The following is a 12,362-nucleotide window of genomic DNA, read 5'->3' as shown; positions in this document are numbered from 1 at the left end:
CCGCAACTAACTCCCACATCCCCAACATGGGCTCCACTGCTTTTCTGGAGATTGAAAACTTGGTCAAAGCCTACCCCAAGCCTCAGGGGGGGCACACGGTAGTGCTAGACAACATAAATCTGACGATAGGACAAGACGAGTACATCTCTGTCGTAGGTCACTCTGGCTGTGGCAAATCGACGCTGTTGCGGCTGGTTGCCGGACTGGAGAAGGCCAGTGCGGGTACGATCCGCATGGAGGGCAAACCCATTCGTAAGCCCGGCTCTGATCGCATGGTGGTGTTTCAGCAATACTGCCTGCTGCCTTGGCTGACCGTGCGCCAAAACATTCGGCTAGCGGTAGACGAAGTGTTTGAAAACCTACGACCTGCTGAAAAGTCCAATCTGGTGGACGAGCACTTGACGATGGTAAACCTCATGGCCGCTGCTGAAAAATATCCTGACCAGCTCTCAGGTGGGATGAAGCAACGAGTGGGGATTGCCCGAGCTTTAGCGGTGCGGCCCAAGGTACTGCTGATGGATGAACCCTTTGGAGCCCTTGATGCGCTGACACGGGGCAAACTCCAGCAGCAGGTGCTCCACATTTGGGAAAATCACCGGCAGGCGGTAATGATGATTACCCACGACATTGACGAAGCAATTTACATGAGCGATCGCATCATCCTCATGACCAACGGCCCCGAGGCTACCATCGGTGAAATTCTCACGGTACCGTTTCCCCACCCCCGTAACCGGGAGGACATTCGCCACGATCCTCGCTATCAGGAAATTCATGCTCAGGCACTAGATTTTCTCTATCACCGCTTTGATCGAGATGACTAGCCTGATTTATCTGAGCTAGCTGATTTGGCCCAAAGGATCTGAGGTACACCCCAAGCACATAGCGTCTGCGTTCTAGGGCTGCCCTATCTAGTCCCAGTAACTCTCATCAAGAAGGCTGTCCTTCTTTAGCTGCAAAGTGATCTAGGCTGACCAGGTGATCGAAGCTCTCTGCTTTGCGGATCAGAACTTCCTGCCCAGAGGTTGTGATGGCCACAACGGCAGGCTGTGAAAAAGCAAAGGAGGTTGCATCGGCAATGAAGTAAGCGCCCGAATCCATAATGGCTAGCGCATCTTGTCGTTCCAATTGAGGCAAATAGCTGGCCATATAGAGCGTATCGCCCATATGGCAAATCGGCCCCACGAGCCGGTGACAGCGCATCGGCGCAGACTTTAACTGGAGGGGAAAAACCTCGTGATATTCAGAGGCAACACAGCTTGCTAGGTTAATTCCAGCATCCAAAACAGCAAAGTCGAAACTCGCATCGTGCTTCAAATTTTGAACCGTTGTCAGCATAAACTGGCTGTTGCCGGTCAGCGATCGTCCCGGTTCTGACACAATTCGAGGTTGTGGATAGCCCTGCTGCTGGAAGTGCGATCGCACCACTCGAACCACAGTTTCAGCATACGCTTGAGGCGTCAGTACAGACTGTGGCTCCGGTGGTGATGGTGGCACCAAAAACGTTGTCGCCAGCTTAATTTCCTTTTTGCTTAGATAGCGAACGGTGGGCGTAGCTAAGCTTCCACCTACATCTAATACAGCAGGGATCCAGTTCAGCTTTTCCTTGAGTTCGTCAACAAACTTCAGTAGAAAATGCAGATGACTTTGTAGCGTGTCTTCGTCATAGATCAAATTGCCTCTATGGCAATGAAGAGTCGTCACGCTTAACTCAGGCTGTGCCAACGCCTGCCGGAAAACTTCTAAAGCCGCGCCAGTTTCTACCGGCAGACCAAATTGACCTGTCCAACCTGCTGCCGAGGTCACCCGAATGCCAACCCGAGCCGTTTTGCCCAGTGCGGCAGCTAGTGCAGAGATTCGGTCTAGTTCCTCAGCGTTGTTGATATTGATGCTGAGGATATTTTTATCAATCGCTGCTTCTAAAGAAGCTTGAGATTTGGCAGGGCCGTTATAGATAATCTTGTCGGCTGGAACACCCAGCTTTAGGGCTAACCACAGCTCGTATTCCGAAATCACCTCTGCCCCTGCGCCCTGCTGATGCAGCACCTCAAATACCCAGGGCAAAGGGTTAGTTTTGTAGGAATAGAAGACCTCTAACCCATCCTCAAAACCATCGGCGACTTTTTGAAAGCTTTCTAGGTTAGAAATCAGCTTTGCTTCATCGACAATATGCAGCGGTGTCCCCCATTTAGACAAGAGAGATGATAGGGCTCGGCCTCGAAATGCTAGTTCATTACCAACGTATTCAAGCTGCCAGAGTTCTGGGGAAAGCCTAGGATTTTGAGCTGCTGCTGTCGATAGCCACTGCTGACCTGCGGCTTTAATGAAAGTCTTCAGCTCCGACTTTAAGCGTTTATGAGCGGTGAATTTTAGCATGGAATACTAAGAGCAGAAGTACTTATAAAACGAGGAGCGAGGATACCGAACGATATCGACTAGACGTTCCCAAACATGAGATCGAGCAGGCTTCGGATCATCTGCAGCATAAATAGGGTCGTAGCAGTTTCCAGTACGAGCCCAGCGGATCCAGAAGTCTCTCCGGCTTCGGGTCATATTTCCCCCTAGCCATTTTGTCGTTACAAAGAAAATCAGCATCCATAAAATACGGTGCTTCCAAAGGATGGTGTGATTCCAGTTAGATGCCGCTTTACAAATTTGATCAACCTGCTGCTGCTCTCCAGTTGCTGCAAAGTAGCAGAGCCTTGCTAAGGGCAAGCCGCGGGCAGTTTCAAAGCCCATTTGCCCATAAAAGCGAGGATTGAAGTCAATTAGCAGGAAACGGTCTTCATCCTCAAGGTGAATAAACTCCACCTCAAAAGCCCCCTTGTAGCCAACCTCCTCTAGCAGAGTACGAAGTTGCCTAGCAGGCTTTTCATAAACTTCTCGGCTTTCAAAGCACAGTCCTAACCCAATCTTTACGGGCTGCTGGAGTACTTTTTCGGATGCTCTGAGGATGTAAGTATCGCTGGCGGAATCAAAGAAGCCCGCTAAAGAATAGATGTGCTCTGATGCTTCGGGATAGAAGCTCTGAACCATGACGTTAGTCAATGCGGAGTCGTAGCTCAACATCTCTGGCTTATAGAAGAAGCGCCTTTTAAACATGGCAAAAGCTTCTAAAAGTTCTCCCGGAGAGCGACAGAGCACTCCCTTCACGCTCAGAACCATGCCAGCTTGGGTTTTAGGCTTAACTAAAACTGGATAGCTAACAGTGCGAGCTAATTCTCGCTGCATCTCGGGATTGATCGGAACCCATGTTTCAGGACAGTCGATACCCAGCGATTGGCAACGATAAAATAGCTTTTCTTTATTTAAGAGCTCGTAGGTGCTTTCTTCTGAAGGTTGAAAGAGGTAAAAGAATTTTCTTAACTCGCTCTGTCTGCTAGCTATGAGCCAGCATATATCGTCTGATGTGGGATAAAGAACATATCCTGAATTTTCTTGGCCAAAATTCATTAGCCATTGAAAAAATGCTTCAAAATTTTCGAGACTGGGCGCTTTTTCAAATCGAGAAATGTAGCGAGACGTAGAAGTCAAAGAGTACCTCTGACTATCTGCTAATACAACAGGGATACCGTGACTTCCTAAGTCACGGGCAGCGGCTAGAGTGCCTATGTAGTTCCCCATTGTAAGCAGAAAACCTTTTGGTGGCGGTAGATGCCTGAAGCCCGACTTGCTCTCTACCAGTGCTTCGTTAAAACTACGCACGCGAAGCACTCCCTTCACTGTTAAGGAAGGACAGGAACCTCATATTATTTTTCCCCTGAATGTTAGAAAAGACGCAGACAGTACCCTAAACCTATTGATGCGAGAGCAGACTACTCATTCAGTAGATGTGCCTAACATGCCCAGCATTGTCTGTTCGTTAACGATAGGCCGTAAGCCGCTTGACTGTAAGCCTGTCAATGATGTTATGGCTTGCTACTGAAGTCCCCCTAGAGTCTGATTGTTACAAAATTAACAGAATTCAAAGTCAGCTGTTCCGTACCCAGTATTCCTTACAAAAAGATTTTTTAATTAGGGGCCCTAGTATGAACTCCCCTTAAACTACAAGTTGCTGCAAGATTAAGTTGAAAAACTTAGGTGTATAATGCGCCCTTCGTATTCCTAGCTGAATTTAGCTAAGTTATCTCTATGGCAATCGAGGCAACTGCTCAGCCAAAAAGCGTTGGCATTCTGCAAAACCATTCTTTGACGCCTAGAGCTCTCGGCAGTAATTTCAAAGATTGGGGTAATCTACCAGCCGCTTGATGATTGCACCTAGACAGGTTGTAGCAGGCCAGATCAAATAGAAAAAGCGTTGTGAACAGGCACCAATCGGCTAGAGTAAGCTGCTCATCACAGAGATAAATAGGGGTACTGCTTGAGAACGACCTCCCAGTGATCGAGCGCCTAAAAAGCTCTGCTACGGCCCCTTCATAAGCTGCCTGAGAGGCGGCAAAGCCACAGTGGTAAACACCGTTTTTGATGGGTTGGTAGATAGCATCGAGGGTTTGGTCGATCCATCTGCTGTTGCCCGCTGATGAAACTAGGTTGGGATCCGCTGAAACTGTCCCTGTTTATTGCGTTCCGTCCAGTCAGCTGTCTATTTGCTGTCGACCAATTGACCGAGTGCCATTGCTGCCTCCTTTTAGTCAAACTATTAAATCAAGCTAATCAAATGCGTAGGCCGCCATGCTAAAAACTCCGTAGGTGTAGCTGCTGTGAATCTGGCGTCCTTGGCCCTGTTCGCCTGCGGCTCCCAAAGCAACAAACAGCGGCAGCAAGTGTTCTTCTGTGGGGTGGTTGTCTACAGCGTGGGGGGCAAACTGGCGGTAGTTGAATAGGGCGGGGAGGTCATGGTTTGCGATGGCTCCTTGAGGCGAATCTTCGACTATCGCATCTCTCAGCCATTGGTCAAACGATGTCACCCACTCCGGCGGTGGCGCGTCGTAAGCCGCTCGAAGGGCGCGCAGATTGTGGGTTGCCGCACCACTGGCCAAAATCAGCACACCCTCATGCCGCAGCGGCTCTAGGGCTCGCCCTACTTTCCAGTGATGCTCTGGCCCTGAGCGGTATTGAATGGAGAGCTGAGTCACCGGAATTTCAGCTTTAGGATAGGCTAGCATCAGCGGTGTCCAGGCTCCGTGATCGAGTCCCCGGCTGGGATCGGCCTCGGCTTGTAGCCCTGCGGCTGTTAGCAGCTCAATCACCCGCTCGGCTAGGTCAGGGGCACCAAGAGCCGGATAGGTGATTTGGTGAAGCGACTCAGGAAAGCCAGAGAAATCATAAATCGTCGCTGGATTAGCCGCCGTACTTACTAGCGGGTGGGGGCTGTTCCAGTGGGCTGATACGACTAGGATGGCTTGAGGCCGAGGTGTCTCCTGCGGCAATTGCTGCAGGAACGCCTGCACCGCTCCTGTTCGAATCGGCAAGTCTGGCGCACCGTGAGAAATAAACAAAGCCGGTAAACGGCTCATAATAGCTCCTTTCTAGTACTTGATTTGAAGCTGCCGCCATTGTGGGAAGGGGTGCAATTGTTTCTAGGTAGAACAATTAGTTGCGCTAAAGATAGAGCTACTCTCTTAAAAAGCGAGTTGCAGCATTTCTTTTTTCTCCCTTTTCAGGGCAGCTTTCGGTTACTTCTGAACTTGGTCCTACTTTAACAAATTTTGTTCTAATTAGAACTATATAAGATGCTGCTGCCTCACTGGCCAACTAACTCTGCGCCGACTTGGATCCAAAAGCTGAATGCAGGCAGATATAACAAAAGTCAGCTCAGCTCAAGCTTCCAGCTTGCCTGGCCGCTGATCAAGACGAAGGGCCTGCTCTAGCGCAGTTTTTTCTCTTGCTCGTCGTAGATAAGGCTGCAGGCGCTCGGAGCTGCATCCACTTAAGATGCTCAGATCTTCTAAAGCCAAACCCCGCATCAACATTTCCACACGCCAGGTCTGCTGAGCCTGCTCAATCGTAGGGGGATGACCTGCAGGGGTCACTACCTCAGCGGTAATCTCTTGCCAGAGCTGGCGAATTTCGGCTACCGACAATGGATTGCCGGCTCCATCAACAAACAGGGCTGTCTGGCTGTCTTTACGTGTTCTCAACCATTGGGTCAGCGGATTCTTGTTATGTGATCCATAGCGATGCCCCATGATCCATTGATTTAAGGGCACCTGCCGACTAGCGGAACCACTGACCTGCAAAATGTGCTGCTGCTCATCGGCAATGGAGTGGGCGCGTCGTAGACTTGCGATTTCCGTGGCGCTAATGCCTGCGCCAAACAAGATGTAGGCCAATGCATAGACCTGAGGGCCTCGGCTGCGGGCCTTTTGCAAAATCGCTCGCACCAAAGAGGCGGGTAAATCCTGGATTTCTTTCTGCCCAGCTGTTTCAAAATTCGGAATTGAGACATTAGAAGCAAGATCTTCAGGTTCTGCTACTGCCTCGGTGAGGCGAAACAGCGCCATCATGTCGGCGATAAAAGCTTCTTGGCTGGGCCAGAGCCGATGGAATTCGGTGGTAAATTCCAGCACGGCATATCCCAAGAGCAGAACGTTGATCAGGCTGGCTAGTTGAGCGGGTGAGAGCCGCGCCCGAATTTGCTCTCGGTCAATAATGCAGGTTAGATAGTCCTCTGTGTACTGCTGAATTTGAGCCAACCCGCGACCAATCGCCTCTCGATTTTCGGCTGGGTAATGGCCTGCTTCGCCAATGAGCGATCGCACAAACCCCGGCAGTTGCTCTAAGGCTCCTAGATGGCCCTCAGCATAAGCTTGCAGGGCTGGGATAAACCCTCGGGTTTGGCTGGACTGCTCTCGTAAGTCATCGCCCATCTCAACAAAAACTTCAGCTTCTTCGAGCACAGCTAAAAGCAAGCCGTGCTTGCTTCCAAAATGCCGAAACAGCGTAACCTCATTGACCCCGGCAACATCTGCAATTTGGCGCGTGGTGGTGGTAGTCACACCCTGCTGAGCAAAGAGCTGAAGCGCGGTTTGAACTAGGCGTTGACGGGCAGTTTTTCGTTTGTTGGACATTTTTAGTGCAAGTTCTACTTGCAGCTTAACAGGACCAGTGTTACTGTTGTAGTGTAAGTGTCACTTGCATCTCTCTGTGGCTACGCTCAAGACCAATATTAGGCAGCAACTCTGGATGTGAGGCTGAACAAAAAGGACATTCTATGACTTCTACATTAACGAACCGGACTCAGGCACCGCCTGAGGAGAAATTGACTCTTAACTGGGTAAACGTTGCCTTTTTCACGGCTTTCCACGGGATTGCTCTGTTGGCTCCGTGGTTCTTTTCTTGGAAAGCCCTGGGGGTAACAATTGTTCTCCACTGGCTGTTTGGCAGCATTGGCATTTGCTTGGGCTACCATCGCTTGCTTACCCACCGCAGCCTGCAAGTGCCCAAGTGGTTGGAATATGTGCTAGCTACCCTAGGCGCACTGGCTATCCAAGGCGGACCTATCTTCTGGGTGAGCGGCCACCGGCAGCACCACCTCTACACAGAAGACCCAGACAAAGACCCCTATGCTGCCAGCCGAGGCTTTTGGTGGAGCCACATGCTGTGGATTATGTATCCTCGCAGGAAGTTCTATATTCCCGAAAACTACCGTAAACATGCTCCTGATCTGGCCAAAGATGCCTACTATACCTGGCTAGATAAGCATTTTTTGAAGCTGCAAATTCCCCTAGCGCTGGTGCTATATGCGATGGGCGGCTGGTCTTTTGTAATCTACGGTCTGTTTTTGCGGGCAGTTTTGCTGTGGCACTCCACTTGGCTGATCAACTCTGCTACTCATATGGTTGGCGCACGCCCCTTTGATAATAAAGACGGTTCACGCAATCTATTTTGGACTGCCCTGGTAACCTATGGCGAAGGTTGGCATAACCATCACCACGCCTACCCCAATGTGGCTCCTGCTGGTTGGAAGTGGTGGCAGATTGACGTTACTTGGTGGGCTATTCGGGTGCTGGAAGTTCTAGGTCTGGCTAGACGGGTTAACCGGCCTCCTGCGGAGGCGTTGGCTAGGCTTTAGGGGTTGAAAGTTAAAGGTTAAGGCAGAGGGCAGAAGGGGCCTCTGCCTTTTGCTGCTAGCTATTCACCAAAATCGGTTTCGTTCAGCAGTGCGATCGCAGTTCGCCATACCATATAGCCTTGCCAATTGAGGTGCAGCCCATCGGTGGTGAAATCGGGGCGGAGTTCGCCTTCCCCGTTGGCAAATAGGGGATACAGATCAAGGTAATAGGCCCCGTTTTCGTCGGCTATTTGCCTGAGTTCGCTATTTACGGCGCGAACGCGCTCGTTGGGCAGGGCTAGCAGCCGATCCCGTCCCTCCCAAGTGGCACTTTCATTTCCGTGGGGTAGGATCGACTGCACGACAATTTGGGTGTCGGGATGGGTGTCACGCAGGTGGCGGACAATGGCGCGGGCGTTGTCAATCAGCTGTTCCTCTGGTTTACCCCAGATCAGGTCGTTAATGCCGATCATGACAAAGACTGTCTCAGGGTCGGTCTGGTCCAGAATATAGAGGCGCTGCCGCAGACCGTCTGAGTTTTCTCCTGAAATTGCCTGATTAATCCAGGTTCTACGGCCTGGCAGCAGCTCCTGAGGAAACCAGAGGGTAAGCGAGTCCCCTAGCAAAATGGTCTGTCGAGGGTCGTTACGAGCTGCGATCGCAGCCGCCTCCTGCTCTAGCAGCGCCACCCACTGCTGGTAATCCAGGTAGTGTCGGTCCCCCAGGGTAGTCGCAGGCGATGCAGCCATTTCATCAGCCGCAAACGCATTGGCCTGAGGAATCATGGGCGTGCGTGGGTTTGTCAGCAAGGCCATCTGACGCAGCACCACCAGCACTGTAATAAACAGCAGGCCATTCATGACCAAAGAGAGTAAAGCCCACGGCGGCACTTGCTGCAGGCTCTGAATCAGCGAAGGAAGCTGGAGCTTTTCTCGAAAGGGCACTGCCACGGTCCTAGCAGAAAGGATTACAGGACTTTCCCCGAGATTATTGCCCACCGGCAAACTGACGTTTGTCTACTGGGCCACTGCATCAACAGGGATGGCTCAAATTCTAGATAGATTCTCAGCGACAGACCAGTCCTTTAACAAAAAACTTGTGAGCCTAAACATTAAACCGAAAGAGCAAAACATCCCCTTCCTGCACCACGTATTCTTTACCCTCACTACGAACTAGACCCTTCTCCTTAGCTGCCCCCATCGACCCCGACGACACTAAGTCGCCATAGGCCACTGTTTCTGCCCGAATAAAGCCCCGCTCAAAATCAGTGTGAATCACGCCTGCCGCCTGAGGAGCCAGCATCCCCGCCTGAATCGTCCAGGCACGGGTTTCCTTAGGCCCAGTAGTAAAGTAAGTCCGTAGCCCTAGCAGCTCATAGGTCGCCTGGATCAGCGACTGCAGGCCGCCTTCCTCAACCCCTAGCGCCGCCAAAAAGTCTGTCCGTTCCTCCTCAGACAGATCCACTAACTCAGACTCAACCTGAGCCGAAACGACAACGACCTCAGCCTCTTCCTGAGACGCCACGCCCCTCACCTGCTCTACCCAGTCATTGCCGTTAGCCAAGTCGTCTTCCGAGACGTTGGCTGCATAGATGATGGGTTTGCGCGTCAGCAGCCCCAGGGGCTTGATGATGAGCTCCTCTTCTTCGCTCAGCACCACTTGGCGGGCCGTCTTGCCTTCATTCAAAGCAGGCAGCAGCTTTTCTAGAACAACCAGTTCAGCCTGAGCCTCTTTGCTGGTACGGGCCTGTTTTTTCACTCGGTCAGCCCGCCGCTCTAGCTGTTCTAGGTCCGACAGCGTCAGCTCTAGGTTGATCACCTCGATGTCTCTGACCGGATCAACCGAGCCCGAAACGTGAATGATGTCGTCATCGTCAAAGCAACGAACGACATGCACGATGGCATCGACCTCGCGGATATTGGCCAGGAACTTGTTGCCCAGGCCCTCGCCCTGGCTGGCTCCCTTCACGAGTCCAGCAATATCAACAAATTCCACTCGGGCCGGAATGATCTCGGCAGAGCTAGAGATACCAGCCAATACGCCCAGCCGGGTGTCAGGAACGGCGACTATACCGACGTTGGGTTCAATCGTGCAAAAGGGAAAGTTGGCGGCTTGGGCCTTGGCATTGGCCACAACCGCATTAAACAGCGTAGATTTTCCGACGTTGGGGAGGCCAACAATTCCAGCTCTCAGCATAGGCGTTGCCCGATACAGGCAGAAGATGGACCAATAGACACTTTTACCAGGATAGGAGAGGAGCGCCGCAATTTGTACCTCAGGCGCAGAGTCAAAACGAATTTTCCATTCTCGTTTTCCGTTCTCCAACAGCAGTGCTAGGCTTTCACCATAGATTCTGTATGAATTGGGTGCGATGGTGACCCGTAACCTGCTGCAAAAATTTGCCCTGCCCGCGCTGTTGCTGCTGTCGTTGACTGGCTGCTTCAACCTGGCTGGTGACATTGACCAGCCTGCCTCTGAAAACTCTGAAAACAACGATGCCCAGCCTCGGGTGAGAAATACCCTGCGAGGCCGCTCTCTGGAAAATTCCCAGGAGCAGATCCGGGTGCGTCTGCCGAGGGGGTGGGAGATCGCCCCGGCCAATGCTCTGCACGACAATGCTGACCTGTATGCCTACAACGAGGATCAGGAAATGTATTTTCTGGTCATTGGAGAAGAGGTTAATGCCGTAAGCTACAACAGCCTGCAGGACAACTCCCAGGAATACCGCCGTCTGCTGGCTAGCCAGTTTGACGATACGGCTCAGGAAGAAGTCACCCAACTCAATTCCGTTGCGGGTAACCCGGCTAGTCAGTATTTGGTGCGAGGGCGGGTTCAGGGCACTCCCGTTGCCTACCTTCACACCACGGTTCAGGCCGACAACCGCTACTACCAGGTCGTTGCCTGGACCTCAGAAGAGCGCTACAACGAGAACCGCGACGAACTCCAGTCGATTATTTCCAGCTTTGAGCAGATCTGATCCCTCCAGAAGGGGGCGGTTCTGTGGCCTAATAGAACAGGTACAAAACCTGTTGAAAAACAGGATTTTCAGAGAACAGGCTGTTTGTCATGATGCTGCAACGCGACGCCCTCCGGCGGATTTCTGCCAAAGACCTCCTGCGGCAAATTGGGCTGCTGCTGGGCCTAATGCTTTTTCTAGTCACCGCTTGGCTGGGCTGGGGTGGTCAACCCGCTGCCTTTGCTGGACTCACTGACGATCGCTACGATGGCAACATTTTTGCCCTATATGCCGGGAATGGGTCACTGGTTCCACCTCGCACTACTCTAGAGCAATCGCTCAAGCAGGGCAGACCGGCACTGCTGGTCATTTACGTAGACGACAGCAGCGAGTGCAAGCAATACGCCTCGGTGATCTCCCAGCTCCAAGGCCCCTATAGTTGGGCGACCAGCATCATCCCAATCATGGCCGATTCGATTTCGGTTAAGGACCGCTACGAGCCGACTGAGCCGGGCTATTACTTTGATAACGCAGTGCCCAAAACGGTCATTTTTGATGCTGAGGGGAAGGTGGTGCTGAACGAAGCCGGCGTTCTGTCCTACGAGCGCCTAGATGATGCGCTGCGGGAAGTCTTTGATCTGCTGCCGCGCACAGAGTCGGAAGAACTGCGCCGCCGCTCTTTCAATGAAGTGAACACCGAGCTAGTGCCCGACTAATTTGACTAATCTTAGTTTTGGCTGTTAAAACCCGCCGTTGCGGATGACCTCAATGCCGGTTTTGACGGCCTCGTAGCCAAACATCAAAATTAAGCTGGAGAGGATGCCGCCCATAACGCAAACCACCAGCCCAATCAGGCTGATAAAGCCATCGTCATCGAGTAGCCCAAAGCCCGTAATGAAAATGCCGATCGCTGGCAGGGTGTTGGTACCGGGCACTGGAATCATCATGGAGATCGACATCAGTGCGATCGCAACTCCAATCACCACTCGCCCTGGCAGGCTAGTGCAGATGTAGCTCAACCGGGGCCGAGAGAGGGCTTCTAGCCGCTTGAGCCAGGGCAAGCCAGCTTTCATCACGCCCTGCACCTGAGCCAGCTCGAAGGCGCGTCCCTGCCACTTCTCAGGCAGCCAGAGGCGCTGACGACCGACAATTAGCTGCACAGCCAACACGAACATGACGATGCCAAAGGGTACCGAATACCCCGGAGCGGGGATGGGCAAGGCCGATGGTAACGATAGCAGCACAAACAAAAAGCCAAAGGTGCGCTCACCGGCCAGGCTGAGGATGTCTTGCAGAGTGACCTTAGGGCCAGGGCTGTCTTCGAAAAAGTAGCGCTGCAGTTCTAGCGAGAGGCGAGCCATAAATGCCCTAGGGAAAAAAGGAATGGGCTCAATTTAACAAATCTCAATTGCCAGC

11 protein-coding genes are annotated in these 12,362 nt (G+C 52.0%); 4 read left to right on the top strand and 7 right to left on the bottom strand.

Annotated features, from left to right (window positions below; all coding sequences use genetic code 11):
- Window positions 1-26 precede the first annotated feature (26 nt).
- Complete coding sequence (locus tag H6G13_RS25490; RefSeq protein WP_190488357.1) at window positions 27-821, top strand: ABC transporter ATP-binding protein; 795 nt, start codon at window positions 27-29, stop codon at window positions 819-821.
- A gap of 106 nt (window positions 822-927) precedes the next feature.
- Here the strand turns inward: H6G13_RS25490 and H6G13_RS25485 are convergent, their stop codons facing one another.
- From H6G13_RS25485 to H6G13_RS25470, 4 genes are all read right to left on the bottom strand, one after another.
- Window positions 928-2,373, bottom strand: a complete 1,446-nt coding sequence (locus H6G13_RS25485; protein WP_190488151.1) for an alanine racemase — start codon at window positions 2,371-2,373, stop codon at window positions 928-930.
- Between the two features lie 6 nt (window positions 2,374-2,379).
- The gene (locus H6G13_RS25480; protein ID WP_190488149.1) at window positions 2,380-3,702 is read right to left on the bottom strand and encodes a carbamoyl-phosphate synthase; all 1,323 of its coding nucleotides are present in this window, start codon (window positions 3,700-3,702) and stop codon (window positions 2,380-2,382) included.
- Window positions 3,703-4,646: 944 nt separating this feature from the next.
- On the bottom strand, window positions 4,647-5,453 hold the full coding sequence (locus H6G13_RS25475) for a class III extradiol ring-cleavage dioxygenase (protein ID WP_190488147.1): 807 nt from the start codon (window positions 5,451-5,453) through the stop codon (window positions 4,647-4,649).
- A 303-nt stretch (window positions 5,454-5,756) separates the two neighbouring features.
- On the bottom strand, window positions 5,757-7,007 hold the full coding sequence (locus H6G13_RS25470; RefSeq protein ID WP_190488145.1) for a TetR/AcrR family transcriptional regulator: 1,251 nt from the start codon (window positions 7,005-7,007) through the stop codon (window positions 5,757-5,759).
- 143 nt (window positions 7,008-7,150) lie between these two features.
- Here H6G13_RS25470 and H6G13_RS25465 point away from each other — a divergent pair, with 143 nt between their 5' ends.
- On the top strand, window positions 7,151-8,011 hold the full coding sequence (locus tag H6G13_RS25465; RefSeq protein ID WP_190488144.1) for a fatty acid desaturase: 861 nt from the start codon (window positions 7,151-7,153) through the stop codon (window positions 8,009-8,011).
- A 59-nt stretch (window positions 8,012-8,070) separates the two neighbouring features.
- Here H6G13_RS25465 and H6G13_RS25460 read toward each other — a convergent pair whose 3' ends face one another.
- On the bottom strand, window positions 8,071-8,940 hold the full coding sequence (locus H6G13_RS25460) for a GDSL-type esterase/lipase family protein (RefSeq protein WP_347277531.1): 870 nt from the start codon (window positions 8,938-8,940) through the stop codon (window positions 8,071-8,073).
- 154 nt (window positions 8,941-9,094) lie between these two features.
- Window positions 9,095-10,186, bottom strand: coding sequence for a redox-regulated ATPase YchF (gene ychF / locus H6G13_RS25455; protein ID WP_190488142.1), 1,092 nt, complete (start codon window positions 10,184-10,186; stop codon window positions 9,095-9,097).
- A gap of 175 nt (window positions 10,187-10,361) precedes the next feature.
- Here ychF and H6G13_RS25450 point away from each other — a divergent pair, with 175 nt between their 5' ends.
- The gene (locus H6G13_RS25450) at window positions 10,362-10,967 is read left to right on the top strand and encodes a hypothetical protein (RefSeq protein ID WP_190488140.1); all 606 of its coding nucleotides are present in this window, start codon (window positions 10,362-10,364) and stop codon (window positions 10,965-10,967) included.
- Between the two features lie 167 nt (window positions 10,968-11,134).
- Window positions 11,135-11,662 (top strand): thylakoid membrane photosystem I accumulation factor, encoded by a 528-nt coding sequence (locus H6G13_RS25445; RefSeq protein ID WP_199306860.1) that lies wholly within the window; start codon window positions 11,135-11,137, stop codon window positions 11,660-11,662.
- A 24-nt stretch (window positions 11,663-11,686) separates the two neighbouring features.
- Here H6G13_RS25445 and H6G13_RS25440 read toward each other — a convergent pair whose 3' ends face one another.
- Window positions 11,687-12,307, bottom strand: coding sequence for an exopolysaccharide biosynthesis protein (locus tag H6G13_RS25440; RefSeq protein WP_190488138.1), 621 nt, complete (start codon window positions 12,305-12,307; stop codon window positions 11,687-11,689).
- Window positions 12,308-12,362 lie beyond the last annotated feature (55 nt).

The sequence above is a fragment of the Pseudanabaena sp. FACHB-2040 genome (assembly GCF_014696715.1).
In the GTDB taxonomy this organism is placed as follows: Bacteria; Cyanobacteriota; Cyanobacteriia; order Phormidesmidales; family Phormidesmidaceae; genus JACVSF01.
This window is presented reverse-complemented; position numbering and strand designations above follow the sequence as displayed.